Below are 17,775 nucleotides of genomic sequence, written 5' to 3'. Positions count from 1 at the left end.
CATCATTAACCGTGGATCATAGGCTGGCCGCCCAGTGGCGGCAGTTGCGTTCATGACGTCTTTTAAAGGAATAGAGTCTACGAATCGGCTTAACACCGTGACCACATGATTTTCACTAGGCGTAAAATCTAAATTCACTGCCAAACTGGTTTGATTATTGTTATAATTCTTGTACATGGAGATAACCTCGCTTTCTGATTGTTTAGTCGCTGTTGGATAAGCAGAGAATTGTCTCTGTGCCTACATAATAGTACGAAAATAAGGTTCGAAATCAAAAAACGATTTCGAACCTTATTTTTTATTCAAGAGTTTTGTCCCGCTCTCGTTTCACTTACTTTCTAAACATCTTAAATTGCAAGAACAAATCATTATACGTACCTGTTTCCTTAACACCAAGGTCTTGGTATACCTGCGTATCTTTGATGACACTAGCACTTGGATAAAACTCCTTGTCCTGACGAACATCCGCAGGCAATAACTGTTCCGCTGGTGCATTAGGTGTTGAGTAGCCCACGTACTCTGCATTCTGTTTAGCGTTTTCTGGACGGTTCATAAAATTAATGAAAGCGTAAGCGGCCTTCAAATGTTTGGCCGTCTTCGGAATAACCAGGTTATCGATCCACAGATTGGTACTTGGCTTCGGAATGACGTAATGAAGATGACTGTTATTACTGATCATCTCGGCCGCATTGCCAGAATATGTTACGGCAACTGCTGACTCATTTTGCTCCATATACATCATGATTTCATCATCGAGCACAGCCTTAACATTGGGCGTTAGCTTCGTGAGCTTCTGCTCCGCTTCGTCCAGCTGGGCTTGATCATGCGTATTCGCCGAGTGGCCTTGCGACATCAATGCCAACCCTAAAACATCACGGGAAGAATCGACTAACATGATGTTGTCCTTAAACTGTGGCTTCCATAAATCGTCCCAGGTCGTCAATTCACCCTTTTTGACAAACTTATCATTGTAAACAATCCCCAGTGTACCCCAGAAATAAGGCACTGAATATTCATTGTGAGGATCAAAAGCCAGGTTTTTAAACTGCGACGAAATGTTGTTCATACCCGTTAATCGGTTCTTGTCCAATGGCCTGAGTAAATGATCAGCCTTCATTCGCTGGACCATGTACTCGCTGGGAACCGTCAGATCATATGACGTGCCACCCTGTTTGATTTTTGTGTACATGGATTCATTACTATCAAATGTTTGGTAGGAAACATGATAACCTGTTTCGTGCTCAAACTTCGTTATCAACGCTGGATCGATGTAATCCCCCCAGTTGTATAAGTTTAGCACGTTGTTGCCAGAACCAACGACCCCTTCAACACGTTGTAAATGATGCGCAGTCAGACCAAGTCCCAAACTGACCGCTAAGATAACAACAACCAAACTAACTAATCGCTTCATTTGATCACCGCCTCAACTTGTTGACGGTTCTTGGTTTTGCGGCCCTGATTGTACTGTTCCAGGAAATAGTACCCCGCAATCAGTAGCAGTGAAACTAGGAACCACAGCGCTGACAACGCGTTGATTTCCAGATCGACCCCTTGCCGAGCACGTGAGTAAATTTCCACAGACAACGTTGAGAAACCATTTCCAGTGACAAAGAACGTAACCGCGAAGTCATCCAGCGAATACGTTACAGCCATTAAGAAACCGGAAAAGATACCAGGCATGATTGCTGGCAAGATCACCCGCGTCAACGTTTGCCAAGGATTAGCACCCAGATCAGCCGCAGCATCGATCATAGACGCATTCATTTCATTCAGCTTGGGCAAAACCAACAACACAACGATTGGAATCGAAAAGGCAATGTGACTCAGCAACACTGAGATAAAACCCAATCGCAACCCTAACATCGTGAAGAAAATCAGGAAACTGGCCCCGATAATAACGTCAGGCGAAACCATCAGAATGTTATTCAATGAAAGGACAGTCTGGCGGATCGCACGGTGACGCGTTTCATACACACCCAGCGCACCTGCCGTACCGATGATTGTCGCAAACAGTGAAGACAGCAACGCCACAATCAGTGTGTCTAACACAATTTGAATCAACCGTGGGTCATGGAACAACGTTTGGTAATGGTCAAACGTAAAGCCATGAAAATTGCTCATCGTATTGCCTTTACTAAAGGAATACATGACTAAAAATAAAATTGGTGCATATAAAATGATAAATACAATGATGAGGTAGGCTTTGGACCAGCCAGACAGTTTACTTTGCATGACGTGTCCTCCCCTTCTTTTTGCGTTCGCCGGTTAGCAACATCGTAATCACCATTGCCACAATCAAGATGACCCCGATTGTCGAACCCATTCCCCAGTTCTGTGTCACCAGGAAATGTTGTTCAATGGCGGTCCCCAGGGTAATGACTCGGTTACCACCGATTAGGCGCGTAATCATGAAGAGTGATAACGATGGAATGAAAACGGACTGAACCCCGGATTTCACCCCATCCAGCGTTAATGGAAAGATTACCCGGCTGAACGTTTGCCAGCCACTGGCACCCAAGTCCCGACTAGCGTTGACATAGGACGGGCTCAATTCCGCAATGGCATTATAAATGGGCAGAATCATAAACGGAATCTCAATATAGGTTGCGACAAATAGAAAACTCGCATCGGTAAACAGCAGTTGTTTAGGTCCGATACCGATAAATGTCAAAAAGCTGTCCACTGAGCCACTACGTGATAGTAACCCAATAAAGGCATACGTCTTTAACAGTAAGTTAATCCACGTCGGCAAAATAATTAGCAGTAACCATAATTGCTTATGCTTTAATTGATTCAACAGATACGCCGTTGGATAACTGATCAGTAGCGTAATCGCCGTAATCAAAAACGCATACCAGACAGAATTAAACGTCATCTTCAGATAAACACCTGAATGAAAATACGTCGCGTAGTTGCTTAGGGTGAAGTGCCCCGCAATATTAAAAAATGATTGATAAACAATCAGTACGACTGGTGCAATGACAAACAGTGCAATCCACAAGCCGTACGGAATGTAGTAGAACAGTTTGCCTTGTTTCACCGATCAGATTCCTCCCCTTCATACGTTTCCAAACGGGCATCAAAATCTTCCTCAGATTCGTTAAACCGCATCACATGGATATCCTCAGGATCGAAGAACACACCAACCTGAGCACCCACTTCTGTGCGATGAATGGAGCGAATCCGCCAACTATTACCAGTATCGTCGTGACCCGTGATTTCAAAGAACACACCACGGAACAATTGTGTATCCACTGTCATTGTCAGTGACCCCTTGGCCACCGTTGTGATATCCAAGTCTTCTGGCCGGATAACCACTTCAACCGGTTCGTTTGGTCGCATCCCAGCGTCCACACACTTAAATTCATGCCCAGCAAACGAAACCAGGTAATCAGCAACCATATGGCCACGCACAATATTACTTTCACCAATAAAATCAGCCACAAAATGGTTGATCGGTTCGTCATAAATATCGACCGGTGAGCCAGTTTGCAACACTTGTCCCGCATTCATGACGAAAATTTCATCACTCATGGCTAGTGCTTCTTCCTGATCATGAGTCACAAAAATAAACGTAATCCCTAATCGTTGCTGCAATGCTCTCAATTCGTACTGCATTTCTTTACGCAGCTTCATATCCAAAGCGGATAACGGTTCATCCAGTAGCAATACGTCCGGTTCATTTACAATGGCCCGGGCAATCGCAACCCGTTGTTGTTGACCGCCAGAAATTTCATTAATTTCGCGGTCCTCATAACCGGACAATTGGACCATCTTTAACGCATCTAAAACGCGAGTGCGAATGTCTTTCTTGCTGACCTTCCGTAACGTCAATGGAAATGCAACGTTGTCAAACACATTCATATGTGGAAACAACGCGTAATCCTGAAAGACCGTATTTACCTTCCGTTTGTTGGCTGGCACATTATTAATCCGTTTGCCGTCAAACATCACGTCGCCCTCAGAGGCATCCGTGAATCCTGCAATAATACGTAAAATTGTGGTCTTCCCACATCCAGACGGGCCCAACAAAGTGTAGAACTTACCCTGTTCTATTTGAAAGTTGATACCCTTGAGCACCTCGGTCTCACCGTAACGCTTTACGATGTCCTTAAACTCAATAATGGTTTTCGCCAATCTAACGTCCCTCCATCACCATTAAATCTGCATTCTCATGCGGTTTACATTGGTTTCAATAGTAACCGAAATAACACCAAATAACTAGCAAATTTACCTAGCTTGTGGAAGTGTCACTTGGTTGTAATAAACTACCTATTTTTATTGCGTTCGTTAGGACCGCTTACAATCGTTTCCTCGTTTGGTGGATAAAAGTCCGCTAATGGTTGGCTGCTTTTGAAACCTCCCGTGGGACCGGTTCGAGCCTGAAAACCACAGTCTTTCACCTCGCCTTAAAGCCGGCACAACCCACCGTCTTCAAGATCGTCCCGTGTTGTAGACTCGGACAGTTCACCGAATCTACAACACTCTCACAGTCGGTTTCAACGCTGCCGCCCTCTCGCCCACATTCACTTTGCTAGCAGTCAAATCAAACGTTGGCGCATTAATTCATTCAAATCAAAGTTCTGATTGTTAAGCGATACTAGCTGCTTATCCCCAACCCCGTGACAGACGTTTGAGTGGCTTGTCCCCCTGTCACTGCTAGCTTAGCTATCACTATGTCAGCTGAAGGGCGTCAACAGTGATACCGAGCCGTGAAAGTGGTGTTAATTCGGGATGGTTTTACCGAATTAACACCACGGACGGCCGCCAAGACTCGCGGTTCTCACGAGGCTTGGCGGCGAGGTGAAGGACTTCGAACTTCAGAAGACCTGAACCGGTCCCACGGCGAGCGTGTCACTGTTGACAACCGCAAGCGGTCATCGACACAAAACAAAAAGTGCAACAACGATTCGTAACCGTTATTACACTTTATAAATCTGCTATTACTTAATCGTCACGTCACGGAAGAACAACCCCGTTCCGTTTGGATCAATGGCTAGTCCCTTAACACTCGGACGTTGCATATAAACGTAGGCACCTTGGAAAACCGGCGCAGTGAACGCGTCTTTCTTAACAATCTGATATTCAGCATCCTTCAAGGCTGCCCAACGCTTGGTTGGGTTTGTTGCATACGTCGAATTGGCGTCAGCCACATCCTTCAGATACGTTGGATTCTTGTAGTCCGTGTTCAAGTGGTAAGCCCCACCGTCCGTGATGAATTGGTAAGGATCTTGATAATCTGGACTCCAAATACCGTAAATAATATCAAACTGATAATTGTGACCAAAATTCAAGCGTTGTTTCAATGGTACTTCACGCACAGAAATCTTCAGCCCCGGCAAGTTCTTTTGATAAGAGCTTTGCATGAACTCAGCGACAGCTTTCGCTTCTGGCGTATCTGCCGATAAGAATTCCAGCGTCAGGCTCTTTTTGCCTAGTTCCTTTAGCCTTTCTTTGAATTCTTTCTGTGCATAGGCACGGTCATACGGAACTAAATTGCCGCTGTACTTGCGGAAATCTTCACCGGTGACCGAGTTTTTAACAAAGTTAGCTGGCACAATCCCGTTCAGTGGTGTTGACCCATCCTGTAAAACATTCTTTGTTAACTGTGTCTTATTGAAACCAGTAGCTAGGGCACGGCGAATGTGAACATTGCCCGTCGCTTCCCGCTTAGTATTGAAGTTTAAGTAGCCAATTGCTGGAATCTTACGAACATGGTAGCCGCTACGACCTTTGTACTGCTTAACATATTCATTGTCCAAGTCGATAAAATCCAACTTACCGGACTGATATAAGTTTGCCGCGGTACTTTCTGACTTAACAGTAGTCAGCGAAATTTTATTAATGTGAACCGACTTAGCGTCCCAGTACTTCGTGTTCTTCACGAAGGCCCACTTATCGTTCGTTCCTGTCCACTCAGTTACCTTAAATGGACCATTGTAAATGGCATGAGCGGCGCTCGTACCGTAGGCCTGTCCTTGCTTCTTAACATAGGCTTCGTCTTGAGGCGCATATGGGGCGGTGGCCAACAATTCGTTCAAGTAAGTGATTGGATTGGCTAATGTAACTTGTAGCGTCGTCTTGTTTAAGGCTTTTACGCCTAAATCAGTGATTGGTTTCTTACCCAAACGGACATCCTGACCATTCTGCAATGGGTCAATATTTTGCGAATTTGGAGAGCCCGTCGTCGGATCAGCAAGCTTCCGCCATGCGTAGACGTAGTTTTGTGCCGTTACAGGATCGCCGTTTGTCCATTTATTTGTCTGCAGTTTAAATGTATATACCTTTTGATCTTTGGACACGGTGACGGACTTTGCTCCAGCCAATACAGGCTTGCCCTTTTGATTGAGCCTATAGAGCCCCTCAATTGCGTTTTGGATGGCTTCACCAGAACTAATGTCGGAGTAACGGCTACTGTTCAACGTCGCTAAGGCGTCAACGGTACCTACGCGAAAATTATTTTTATTAGCGGTGGTCTTTTTATTACCACAGGCAGCTAACGTAATGGCCGTAACTGTCGCAATCGAAACTAACGCAACCGTTCGAAGATAATGTTTAAAGTGTTTCACTTTTATCGCCCCGTTTAATTTAAATTTGACTCCCAATGTATGCTTACTTATTCCATAGCCCGCAAATCCAACATCGCACGTTTGCCACCAACCTTAGCTTATTGACAAAAAAGCGGACCTAACCAACATTGTGGTCAGGTCCGCTGTTATCATCAAAGATTATCGATAACTAGACTTGTTGACTAACCACACGTTGATCCACGACAAAACAAACACACTGTTCTTGTGTGCAACAAACGTGTTCGACTGTTTTTGTCGTGAATGACATGTGATAGCCTCCATCCGTTATTCCTTCTTGATAAACTTACTGAAAATAAGTAGCCTTGTCAACTAAACTTTCTCTTCTAAAGTTTCTCATTTTGCTGCCATTATCGCATGAAAGAAAGCGGTATAATTATTTTTAAATTGTGTTTGAGTTTGCAAATCAAGTGATGCACTCTAAATCGGTTTGCAGACATAAAGGAGTTTATTATGAAAAATAATCAGTTTGCTCGTCTGGATACCGATTTAACAACGGCAATCAGTGAAATGCAGACAATCAACTTTTACGATGCCAGCGTTGCTAACGCCACAAATGGTGTCTTCACATACCGCTTGTTACTGCGCAAAGCCTTTTTGGACGCCACCACTGGTAGTAATTTTGACATCAAACTGGCTAACTACTTAGCGACCCCAGAGACTAACCTAGCCGACTGGTTGGATTTAGAACAACCTGTGACTGCGCCAATTTTCTATCGCGTGGCCTTGCAATTGTTAGACTTCCTGGAAACCGTCGACTACGACTTAACCGATCCATTGGCTGCCATGGCTAAGATTCAACTGCCGGTTTACCACACAGACCATGACGAATGGTCTAAGGATGATGTGTTGGCTGCGTGGTACCTGTTATTAACCACACATACTAAAAACGGGCAAACATATTTAGACAAACTGGCCGTCAATGGCTACTTCACTAGTTTATACGCCCTCCCTGCCAGCAAAAAGCCGTTATTCTTTAACGGGAAAGCACAGCCAGTGTTTGATCAAAACAATCTGATTCGTGAAGTGGTCTATGTCGAAAGTGATGTCGATTCCGATCATGACGGCAAGCTCGATTTATTAAAGGCAGAGATTATCCGGCCACGGGAAACAAACGACGGTTTAAAAGTTCCAGCGCTCTATACGTCGAGCCCCTACAATCAAGGAATCAACGACGAGGCCGGCGATGCACAAACACACAATGTCAACGTGCCATTAACGGCCAAGGAACTCAATCATACTAGCTATGCTGACATTGAATACCACGAAACTGACCAAACTTTGCCGGACAAACGCACCATTGCCGGGGAGACGACAACAACCGAAGAAACATTTGGTCGTGAAGCAAGTTACACATTAAACGACTACTTCCTGGCCCGGGGCTTTGCGGCCGTTTACGCTGCTGGCATTGGCACAGTGGATTCCGATGGCGTTCAAACGTGTGGTTCCGTTGAACAAACAAAATCGACCGTTGCCATCATCGAATGGCTTAACGGATCACGGCGTGCCTTTACCAACCGTACTGATAATATTGCCATCAAAGCTTGGTGGTGCAATGGCAATATTGCCATGACAGGTCGCTCCTACCTGGGCACACTAGCTACTGCGGCTGCTACGACTGGTGTCGACGGTTTGAAGACCATTATCTCAGAAGCTGCCATTTCCTCTTGGTACGACTATTATCGTGACAACGGGTTGGTGATTGCTCCCGGTGGCTTCCCAGGTGAGGACGCGGACGTCCTCGCCGTTGAAACATTCAGTCGGATGATGAAACCTGCTGATTACCATGGCATCAAACCATTCTTCGATGCACAAATGAAGTTAATGCAGGAACAAATGGACCGTGAGAGCGGTAATTACAACACTTTCTGGGATGAACGAAACTATCGTAAAAACATTAAAAACATCAAGGCCGATATCGTGATGGTGCACGGCTTAAATGACTGGAACGTCAAGCCACGCAATGTGGAACGTTTGTGGGATGGGTTACGCGATTTGCCAGTTACCAAAAAAATCATTCTTCACCAAGGGCAACATATCTATATCAACGCTTTCCGGTCAATCGACTATACCGACATGATGAACCTCTGGCTCAGTCATGAACTCTACGGCGTTGATAACGGCGCTAAGGAACAATTACCAAATGTTGTTATTCAAGACAATGTCACGCCAGAAACCTGGACGGCATACAAAGACTGGTCTGAACCAACGTTACCGAAATCACGTTACTACTTTGCAAACGACGAACTGGTCGCAACGCCTGCTAATCACGGTGCCAAATCGTTTAGCGATCAGCTTCCCCAAGAAACGTTTGACCGATACGCCGCGCATAATGATGTTTGGGAACAAGAACTCTTAACTGCTGATAAAAATGCTTTGAGTAATAATCGATTATTAATGAAATCTGCCCAGTTCGATGATACGAAAATCATTGATGGGAAAGTTATCGTCCACGCCGCAGTCGCCGTTAACCAACCGTTAGGCATGCTGAGTTTTCAGCTGGTTGACTACGGTGAAGCCAAACGCTTCAATGTTTCGCCAACGACGATTAATGCCCACGGTCTGGATCTGGGCTACCACTGGCGTGAAGATAGTTTGCGAGAATTCATGTTGGCCAGTCATAAGACTGCGTTTAAGATGATTACCAAGGGCCACATTAACCTGCAAAACCGTGAGCATCCTTGGCAAAACGATGAACTAAAGCCAAATCAATTCTACGAGGTCAGCGTTGAACTCCAGCCAACGTTCCATCGTCTGTTAGCCGGTCATCAACTAGGATTGGTTGTTTATGCAACCGACTTTGGGATGACGGTGCGCGGCAATCAAGATTTGCAATACTCCATTAGTTTGGATCACAGTTTTGTGGATGTTCCGTTTAAGGACTAATTCAGTATGGTTTGGTTTAGTAGATGGCTCTCGTTGCGCGGGCTGGCAACGCCGTTCCATAGGACCGGTCTCAGCCTCCCAAACCCGGAGTCTTCAACCTCGATTCAGAGCCGCATAAACCACTCGTCTCTGAAGTCGTCCCGTCATACTAGCCGGTTTCCGCCAGCTAGTATGACTTTCACGGAACTCTGTCGCCAGACCACTTCACTCATTTCAGTGGTCTGTGGACAAAAAGCATTCGCAAAAAATAAACGCTACTATAAATAAAATGCATCATCAAAACGATCACACCTGAAGTGAAAATCTTCAAGTGTGATCGTTTTTTATCTTATAGGAATCTAAAGCCCATGTTACAGCTGCCGTAATTAAAAACTAGATTATCGGAGTCAACCCAAGTCGCTTCAAGTCCACTGTTTTCACTTTTGTTTTTCGCAACAATAACCATGCAAAGATAAAGAATGCCGCCGTAATAATCATCAAAGGTAGCACTGACATCTCCAGTTGCATGCCCTGACTGGGACCTGCTATGCCCGGAAAGTCTTGTAACGCATGCGTTACGATGACAAACCAGAGATTTCCTGTTCTCAGGTATATTGCCGCAAGAAGGGCGCCTATAGCTGTCGCAGAAAGCATTTGCTCTGATGTTGCCAGCAATGATTGCTGCGTTATATTGAAAAGGTGCGTCGAACCAAATAATATACTGCTAACCATTACGCCAAAAAAGATTTGATGTTTTCCAGAAAAAGCCCTGATGGCTAACGGCAATATCATACCGCGAAAAACATATTCTTCAGTGAGGCCGACAAACATCGCTAAAACAAAGGCTCTTAAGATGGCAGTGACACGACCATCTCTGATTGCAATAACGATCACCATGATTGCCAGCAAAGCGCGAAAAATGCCATACCAGTTGATCCACATTAATTTATGCGGCGAAAGAGTCGATGTCAATCCAATCGGTTGATTTATCCACCCTAGATTCAGTAGCAACGGACCAGCTAAAAGGATGACTTCCCACATCGTTTCTCCCATAATCGAGTGTGGGCTTGCCGCAAATTTTGAAATTCCCAACACCAACCAAAGAACTAAAACTGGCGCCAACAATTGAACCCATTTATTTTTGAGCATTGTAAACATCTCCTCACTAAACGCTATTTTCTTATCGTGAGATTAGTTTATGATTGGACACTAAAAAATCCCAGTAATTAATGTTCATTACTGGGCTAAGAATCCTAGACACCCGCTATATCAGCGTTTATCAGGATCAATGGATATTCTTTAATTGATTTAACGCGATGTCCTGGAAGAAGTTTGACGACGGTGACTCCCCGTTATTGCAATCGCAAACGCGCCAATCGTTATCACGACTAAAAGCGACCCAAGCAAAAAGAACGTTTTCGTTCCCACCGAATCATGTGTAATTGCACTCAGTACCTTAATGCCATATGGCGCGAGCAAGGCGCCTGAATTAGTGCCAACCAGCAATACAGCGGCAGTCAACGTTTCGGAGTTTGGCGATGCAATTGTTTTCGAATCATCATTACCGCCCCCTCGGGTTAAAACAGTGCTCAAACGGACATTTGATCCCTCCAGTAATTTCTCAGTTGACTCTTTTATTTAGCGTGTACGACATATAGATCCGCATGAAAATCGAAAGTTCGGTCACGATTATCACCGCGTTCTGCGAATAACTCTGGAATAAAAATCCCGGCATTCATCAATTGACGACCTGAAAATTCGCCATCAACACCATCGACAGTGTACAGAAAATCGGGATTCAGTCCGGCAAACTTCAAACGACGATAGGCTGGGTTAGGCTCGGCCAAAACTTGATAACGCCCTGCAATAGCTGTTTTTTGATCGTCACTGACGACCATCCAAGATGTCACGTTACCATCGCCATCATACGGACTCTGTAAACGGATGAACGTGCCCTGCTGGAATAGTGGCCGGTACTGTTTATAAAACTTGATCTGATCAACCACAGTTGTCTTTTCGGCCGGACTCATTTTACTAATATCCAGTTCATAGCCAAGTACACCAAAGTAAGCGACAGCAGCCCTGGTTGCTAGTGAGGTCACGCGGCGATCCTGATGGTTTGGTACAGCAGAAACGTGGGCTCCCATTGTACTCAACGGATAGATCATTGAAGTACCCCACTGAATTTTGAGTCGTTCAATAGCATCCGTATCATCACTGGTCCACGTTTGCGGCGCATAGTACAACATGCCAGCGTCAAAACGGCCACCACCAGACGAACATGATTCAAACAGAACATCAGGAAATGCGGACGTCAACCGTTCATACAATTGGTAAACTCCCAAAATGTAGCGGTGTGGGAGTTCTTCTTGTTGATCCGCTGACAGTGCCAAACTAAACATTTCAGTAATGTGGCGGTTCATATCCCACTTAATATAGTCAAGGCGTGTTTCACGAATTGCCGCCGCCATTTGGTCAAACAGATAATCAATTACCTCCTGACGGGAGAAGTCCAGCACAAACTGGTTTCGGGCCGGTGTCATTCGCCGATCTGGTACATGAATGGCCCAATCTGGATGAGCCGCATATAGTTTACTTTCCTTAGAAATCATTTCTGGTTCAAACCATAGGCCAAATTGAAGGCCCAAATCGTGAATTTTATTGGCTAACCCACTCAATCCGTTTGGCAACTTGGCTAAGTTGACCTGCCAATCTCCCAACGAGCTATTATCATCATTACGTTTGCCAAACCAACCGTCATCGAGCACAAACAGTTCAATCCCCAGCGACTTCGCCGATTTCGCAATAGCTAATAGTTTTTGCTCATTGAAATCGAAATAGGTTGCCTCCCAATTGTTAATGAGAATTGGCCGTGGTTCTTTGACCCACCGTTTTGAGATCAAATGGTTGGTTAAGAAGCGTTGAAATTGATGACTCATGCCGTTAAAACCGTCACTCGCAAACGTCATCATTACCTCAGGCGTTTGAAATTGCGTATGTGCTTTGAGTTGCCAGCCGAATTCAAACGGATTAATACCCATCGTCATCCGCGTGACGTTATAGGAATCGACTTCGACCTGCGCCAGGAAGTTGCCGCTATACACCAAGTTAAAACCATAAACGTCGCCGTTTTGATCCGTAGTCTGTTTACGGGCAAGTGCTAAAAATGGACTCTGTTGCGCACTGCTGGCATCGCGTGTACTGCTGATTGCTTGCACACCACGCGTCAATGGACGCCGGTACAGATGCCGCTCACGTGCCCACGCACCAGACAGTTGAATCATGTCATACTGATCATCAGAGAAATCGACGCTCGCACTCAATGCAGCGTTGAGTTTAATCTTCGTTTCCCCTTTGTTTTCAAACTTCGTGCTGCGAACAATCACGTCTTCGTCTTCGAATACACTGTAATTTAAGGTCAGCTGCAGGCCGCTTTGTTTTTCAAGCAAATGAATGCGTAGAGTTTGAACGTGTTTGTCGTCCGCATCTGCACTGGCAGAGGGCAATGCACCGAGCTTTGGTTTGCCATCAACAATTTCATAATTCTGATAAACAAATTCAGAAATCCGCGCACCATTATCATAAGTGACCTGATACGCAGGATAACGAAAGTCCCCATGACCATAACTTGGATATTCTTGCTTAATCATACTCATGGTCACTTCAGGTTGTTCCGCCGTTAACGTTGGGGTGATGGAACGGAATTCTCGGTGCCGAAAATCAGCCGTATTGACCTTGTCACCGAGCCGTGGGCCATAATAATATTGACCTATTTCACCGTTTTCAAGCACACCCATCAAATAACTGGTATGCGCTGTTTGTAAATTAAAATCATTTCCTGTCACTGAGATACTCATGGGACAACCTCCTATAAACTTTACTTATTAACAAATTAACAGTCTCATGCCTCAATTTTACACGTTTTGTAATCGCTTACAAAATCGTTTTTTATTATTGGCCTACTATTCCATCATCCCATCGTGGTGGCCGAATGATCAGGTTTGTAGTTTGCGTCAATAATCGATTGTTCACTGCGTTGGTTTCCTTATTTAAGGCTAAAAAAATAGACATCGCAAGGATGTCTATTTCGTTTGTAAAATTACTTTATATCTCGCTAAGATCTCACAATCACGCTTTAATTGGCTGCTGAATAGTGTTTCGCTTAGACTTACGCAGTAAAAATAGTCCTGTCAGTAAGTAAACCAACGCTAATCCAACGCCAGTCAGTGACACCTGTGGGCTTTGGAGACCACCACTACCATAAGAACTGAGAAAATCGTTTAACCCATGCAATAGAATTGGAAACACAAGACTACCGGTTCTCAAATACAATGCAGACAGTAAAATTCCAATTGAAAATGCCGATAACATCTGAAAGCCTGTAATCAACAGCGCCTGATGCAGTAAATTCACCCCGTGTGCCACGCCAAATAATGCACTAGAGACAAGTATACCGACCCATAGTTGATTCTGAACCGAACCCAGCTTGCTGGCAAGCGGCAAGATGACGCCACGAAAAGCGAATTCTTCTGTAATACCCACAAATACCAATACCACACATGATAACCAGAAGTTCCCTTTGCCACCAAAGACAACGGCGATCGCCAGTAATAAAACAACAAGACTCGTCCAATTAATTGGCAGTAACCGCCAAGAACGTTCTGTTGGCCTTAAGAAGATCGGAACATGTAGCCAAAAATGGTTGAGTAGCCACACACTTGTGAACATCACGACTTCAAAAATTACGATAAAACTAATGGTGGAACCCGTTGACCTTTGAATCCAGCCAAATAATAAGGCAACAATAATAACAACAACCCAAGGCACCAACACTTTAAACCATTTGTTTTGCGACATTGACTCCATCCCCTAATAACTGTGATTAGCTAAAATCATAACAGTTTTTATATAAAAGCAGTGAATGATAAGTCCTCGGCTTAATCCGTATAGCGTGCATTACGAATTTGATACCATAATCGACCGTGTTTCGGCATCACGCCCACCTCGATTGTTAAAGCATTTCACCCTAAAACGGGAGTATTCCGCTAGGACCAATTAACTTGCCATCCCAATCGGAATCCTTGTGTTGATCAATCTTTTGAATTAAATCAACGGCAGTTGCGACTGGTGCTCCCTTTCGTGCTGGGTTGCTGGCAATTGGACCGGGAGTCACCGCACGGAAATGAACATTACCTCGCAGTTCATTTTGAAGTAGCACGGTCATCGCGTTAACGCCCATTCGAGAAATCCGTTGACCCAGTCCAGTTGTGGGCGTGCTGGCAGCAAAGTTAGCAAATGTAGCTAATTCATCCGACATGCTAATTACCATGCCATCATTAGCAGCCTCCAGCCACGGCAACATCTGCTGAGTGACCAAGTAAGTCCCCAACACGTTCACATCAAATGTTTGATGAAGGCTTTCCGAATCTTCATGACTGGCCTGGATATCGTGATCGTCAAACACCCCAGCGTTGTTGATCAACAAATCCAGTTTGCCAAACTGCTCACCAATCCACTGACCGGCCTGCATCACACTGCCATGATCCATTAAATCAATCTGTAATAATCGGGCTTGACCACCATTGTCACGTAACTCATCGACAACATCCAAGCCACGATTCAAATCTCGGGTGCCAACGAGCACTAGGTCACCGTCTTCAACATACTTTTGTGCCAGTGCTAGCCCAATGCCACGGGTCGCACCAGTAATCAATACACTTTTACTCATTTAAGTTTGCTCCCAATCATTTTCACTTTGTTATCCAGAACCGACCTTGTTATGTCACTACCCAACAAATGCGGCCCACACAACCAGTACAAGTTCCAGCAAGCCACGTAGAACGTGTGACCGCCAGTTAATCGTGTCATGTTGTTTACGGTCAATCAGATAATATACAGCTGATACCACTACACAGCCCACAAACAATAGTGCCGCGCCTAATAGCCGATTGTCGCTAAATAAAACCTGACAAAGTATAAAAATACCGCCGACAAGCAGCCATAATTGATACTCACGCGCAGGCCGGGTCTTTTTACGTTGCGCCGCGATAATAATCCAAATACCGTATATTGCCACAGCAAATGTTGTGATGAAGCTCAAAACTTTCATTAACATGTTTTATCCTCATTCATTATGTGCTAATCACACTGTTATTTGTCAGATAGTAAGGTGGAACGATAACGCTCAACAGTCGCTAATCGTAGCCCCTGATTCTTAGCCAATAACCAACTGCGAACATCCCCCAACGACTGTTTGCTAACCGTCGTTGCCGTAGCAAAATGCGGCAGTGCTAACGCATTCAGACCATCCCCAGGATAACCGAGTTTGCTAACTAAAATTTCTTGATAATCCATTGTGCTGGGATGCGCATTGATGTAATCCACCGCCTGGTTATAGGCCCTCATGAAGCCTTGCACGGCCGCAGCATGATTCTTCAACATGCTATTGCCAAACACAATTCCGGTATTAGCTTGATTGGCCGTCGTTTGGGCTAGTGTTCGCGCTCCCTGGCGCCGCAATAAGCTTGCGTTAGGATCCGTCAAACTAACAGCACTCGCAGTATGATTATTAGCGGCGCTCATCAGTTCGGTTTCACTAGCCGTCGTTTTCAACGTAACGTTTTTGTCCGTTAACTTTGCATCTTCAATAAGCAAATCAGTAGCGTATGCCTGCGTTGAATTCGCCAGTGTACCAACCGTTTTATTCTTTAACTGTTTCAGCTTAGTTACGTTATCATCCGTCGTCATCAGCGCAGTATAATTCGTGGCGTTGCCTACCACTTGGCTCGTTGGGTGCGTGCCACTCGTCATCATTAGCTCAGGCAAGCCACTAATGGCGCCTTCAAACTGATGCGTACTGATACCACTGACGCGATCGTCAGCCGCCGCAACATTAGTTAAAGTCACGCGCAATTTAGCTTGCGTGAAGTAACCGCGCTCTTCCGCCACATATAGCGGTAAGGCGTCCACCGACTGACCAACAGCAAAATTAATGTTGGTTGGTTTTGTTGCTGGGGCACTGACCCTTTGTGTTGAACGACCACATGCCGAAACGATTACCAATAACGTAGCCAAAGCTGCTAGAGTGACCGTGGTCAGCAACAATTTATGTCGACGCTTAGACATGGTCATCACGATCCTCGGATGCGGCGTTTGATTGCACGCTAGTATCGCTTGTAGCGGCGGACTCACTAGAAGCGACGGTTGATGACTGTGGATAGAACACTTCAACTTGTGCCGCGCTTGTGACAGATTGTGGATAAAAGACCTCTACTGAAGCCTGTGAAGAAGCCGCCGAAGCGCTGACCGTTTGTTCACTTTTATCGCCACTATCGCTACTCTCAGTGTTCGCGGCTGGGCGCCCATCTGCGACTGCATATTTTGTTTGACCATCCTTAGCCGGCAGCAACGACAACAAGAGTAAAATCAAACTACCAACAGAACCTGCCAAGTATAAGAACACCCACCAAGCACTTAATTCTTGATCATGTAGGCGTCGGGCAGTTAGTGAAACGATTGGAAATACAATCAAAAAACCGACTATCAATCCAACCGGAATGATGAAAAGACCCAATCCGTTCAACACGCTTGGATCAAACGCTGGCGATTGCAGACTTGGATTCAATTGTAGTGTATTCCCACGGTTCATTAATAATGAAACAAAAATACGTACAACGACAATTAAAAAGATAGTCAGCGAAAGCAACGCTCCCGCGAACAAACTGAAAATGCTCCAGGTCACCCTCGCCCATAAATAGTTGCCTCGTGATACCGTGTCGCGAAAATTAAACATATTTCGCCATGTGTACCCAAAAGCATTACTCAAAATGCCACTTACATGACCGCGATGGTTAACCTCTAAACTTGCTGGCCCATTATCGACGCTCATCATGTTGTACCATGGCGCACGTGGGTCTTTTTCAACTTCTGGTAATGCATGCAAAACAATCATGTGCACACCAGGAACCAGCATCAGCCACTGATAGTGACCAGACAAACTTAAACTATGTAACCGCCGAACCGACATACTTAGATATTGTAAAAACTGAGCCAGAAAGAAGAAGTTTTCCAACCAGTGGGCCGGAAGCGCAATTCCGTCACTCAATCCCGTTGCACCTGATAGAATCGTACTAACCACGATACTGGCAATCACCATGCCAATAATGGCTGCCCAGAAATCACGTCGCCGCGTCTTACCGCGATAATTAAAAATTTGTTGCCAACTGGCAATATAGTTTGCCCAAATATTCATGTCAGTTTATCCTCTCTCTTAACCGTGCACTTACTTAGTCATTTGTAAGTCCACTCTCTTAATAAACATTTG

At 45.0% G+C, this 17,775-nt stretch carries 14 protein-coding genes; 1 reads left to right on the top strand and 13 read right to left on the bottom strand.

The features are described from left to right. Positions 1–331 precede the first annotated feature (331 nt). The 5 genes from G400_RS0109820 to G400_RS0109795 form a co-directional block, all read right to left on the bottom strand. A complete protein-coding gene (locus G400_RS0109820) occupies positions 332–1,411 on the bottom strand; it encodes an ABC transporter substrate-binding protein (RefSeq protein ID WP_017263102.1) in 1,080 nt (359 codons plus the stop codon). Next, positions 1,408–2,232, bottom strand: coding sequence for an ABC transporter permease (locus tag G400_RS0109815; RefSeq protein ID WP_017263101.1), 825 nt, complete (start codon positions 2,230–2,232; stop codon positions 1,408–1,410). The genes G400_RS0109820 and G400_RS0109815 overlap by 4 nt, the downstream gene beginning before the upstream one ends. After that, the gene (locus tag G400_RS0109810; RefSeq protein WP_027827222.1) at positions 2,222–3,040 is read right to left on the bottom strand and encodes an ABC transporter permease; all 819 of its coding nucleotides are present in this window, start codon (positions 3,038–3,040) and stop codon (positions 2,222–2,224) included. The genes G400_RS0109815 and G400_RS0109810 overlap by 11 nt, the downstream gene beginning before the upstream one ends. Then, positions 3,037–4,137 (bottom strand): ABC transporter ATP-binding protein, encoded by a 1,101-nt coding sequence (locus tag G400_RS0109805; protein ID WP_017260477.1) that lies wholly within the window; start codon positions 4,135–4,137, stop codon positions 3,037–3,039. The genes G400_RS0109810 and G400_RS0109805 overlap by 4 nt, the downstream gene beginning before the upstream one ends. An 806-nt stretch (positions 4,138–4,943) precedes the next feature. Continuing rightward, positions 4,944–6,569: a peptide ABC transporter substrate-binding protein gene (locus G400_RS0109795; RefSeq protein WP_017260475.1), complete on the bottom strand. Its 1,626-nt coding sequence runs from the start codon at positions 6,567–6,569 to the stop codon at positions 4,944–4,946. Positions 6,570–7,040: 471 nt separating this feature from the next. Here G400_RS0109795 and G400_RS0109785 point away from each other — a divergent pair, with 471 nt between their 5' ends. Beyond that, complete coding sequence (locus G400_RS0109785) at positions 7,041–9,473, top strand: Xaa-Pro dipeptidyl-peptidase (RefSeq protein WP_017260473.1); 2,433 nt, start codon at positions 7,041–7,043, stop codon at positions 9,471–9,473. A gap of 372 nt (positions 9,474–9,845) precedes the next feature. On the opposite strand, the gene G400_RS15805 is transcribed toward G400_RS0109785, so the two are convergent. The 8 genes from G400_RS15805 to G400_RS0109745 form a co-directional block, all read right to left on the bottom strand. Continuing rightward, entirely contained in the window at positions 9,846–10,601 is a 756-nt protein-coding gene (locus G400_RS15805) for a CPBP family intramembrane glutamic endopeptidase (protein ID WP_017260472.1), read from the bottom strand. Positions 10,602–10,760: 159 nt separating this feature from the next. Continuing rightward, positions 10,761–11,045: a hypothetical protein gene (locus G400_RS0109775; RefSeq protein WP_017260471.1), complete on the bottom strand. Its 285-nt coding sequence runs from the start codon at positions 11,043–11,045 to the stop codon at positions 10,761–10,763. Between the two features lie 41 nt (positions 11,046–11,086). Beyond that, positions 11,087–13,309 carry an alpha-galactosidase gene (locus G400_RS0109770; RefSeq protein WP_017260470.1) on the bottom strand — a complete coding sequence of 741 codons (2,223 nt, stop codon included), beginning with the start codon at positions 13,307–13,309 and terminating at the stop codon, positions 11,087–11,089. 271 nt (positions 13,310–13,580) lie between these two features. Next, a complete protein-coding gene (locus tag G400_RS15800; RefSeq protein WP_017260469.1) occupies positions 13,581–14,309 on the bottom strand; it encodes a CPBP family intramembrane glutamic endopeptidase in 729 nt (242 codons plus the stop codon). A 169-nt stretch (positions 14,310–14,478) separates the two neighbouring features. After that, positions 14,479–15,180 carry an SDR family NAD(P)-dependent oxidoreductase gene (locus G400_RS0109760; RefSeq protein WP_017260468.1) on the bottom strand — a complete coding sequence of 234 codons (702 nt, stop codon included), beginning with the start codon at positions 15,178–15,180 and terminating at the stop codon, positions 14,479–14,481. A 57-nt stretch (positions 15,181–15,237) separates the two neighbouring features. Beyond that, positions 15,238–15,567 (bottom strand): hypothetical protein, encoded by a 330-nt coding sequence (locus tag G400_RS0109755; RefSeq protein WP_017260467.1) that lies wholly within the window; start codon positions 15,565–15,567, stop codon positions 15,238–15,240. 35 nt (positions 15,568–15,602) lie between these two features. Continuing rightward, positions 15,603–16,577 carry an ABC transporter substrate-binding protein gene (locus G400_RS0109750; RefSeq protein WP_162129486.1) on the bottom strand — a complete coding sequence of 325 codons (975 nt, stop codon included), beginning with the start codon at positions 16,575–16,577 and terminating at the stop codon, positions 15,603–15,605. Further along, entirely contained in the window at positions 16,570–17,703 is a 1,134-nt protein-coding gene (locus G400_RS0109745; RefSeq protein WP_017260465.1) for a DUF805 domain-containing protein, read from the bottom strand. The genes G400_RS0109750 and G400_RS0109745 overlap by 8 nt, the downstream gene beginning before the upstream one ends. Between the last annotated feature and the right edge of the window lie 72 nt (positions 17,704–17,775).

Source organism: Furfurilactobacillus rossiae DSM 15814, assembly GCF_000428925.1.
Classification (GTDB): Bacteria; Bacillota; Bacilli; order Lactobacillales; family Lactobacillaceae; genus Furfurilactobacillus; species Furfurilactobacillus rossiae.
Note: the sequence above shows the minus strand (reverse complement) of the source record. Positions and strands in the feature narration are given on the sequence as shown.

What these genes read in the sequence shown, in the direction of transcription:
- G400_RS0109755 (WP_017260467.1), bottom strand. Translation starts at nt 15,567, where the DNA reads ATGTTAATGAAAGTTTTGAGCTTCATCACAACATTTGCTGTGGCAATA.
- G400_RS0109815 (WP_017263101.1), bottom strand. Translation starts at nt 2,232, where the DNA reads ATGCAAAGTAAACTGTCTGGCTGGTCCAAAGCCTACCTCATCATTGTA.
- G400_RS0109760 (WP_017260468.1), bottom strand. Translation starts at nt 15,180, where the DNA reads ATGAGTAAAAGTGTATTGATTACTGGTGCGACCCGTGGCATTGGGCTA.
- G400_RS0109770 (WP_017260470.1), bottom strand. Translation starts at nt 13,309, where the DNA reads ATGAGTATCTCAGTGACAGGAAATGATTTTAATTTACAAACAGCGCAT.
- G400_RS0109785 (WP_017260473.1), top strand. Translation starts at nt 7,041, where the DNA reads ATGAAAAATAATCAGTTTGCTCGTCTGGATACCGATTTAACAACGGCA.
- G400_RS15805 (WP_017260472.1), bottom strand. Translation starts at nt 10,601, where the DNA reads ATGCTCAAAAATAAATGGGTTCAATTGTTGGCGCCAGTTTTAGTTCTT.
- G400_RS15800 (WP_017260469.1), bottom strand. Translation starts at nt 14,309, where the DNA reads ATGTCGCAAAACAAATGGTTTAAAGTGTTGGTGCCTTGGGTTGTTGTT.
- G400_RS0109820 (WP_017263102.1), bottom strand. Translation starts at nt 1,411, where the DNA reads ATGAAGCGATTAGTTAGTTTGGTTGTTGTTATCTTAGCGGTCAGTTTG.
- G400_RS0109745 (WP_017260465.1), bottom strand. Translation starts at nt 17,703, where the DNA reads ATGAATATTTGGGCAAACTATATTGCCAGTTGGCAACAAATTTTTAAT.
- G400_RS0109750 (WP_162129486.1), bottom strand. Translation starts at nt 16,577, where the DNA reads ATGTCTAAGCGTCGACATAAATTGTTGCTGACCACGGTCACTCTAGCA.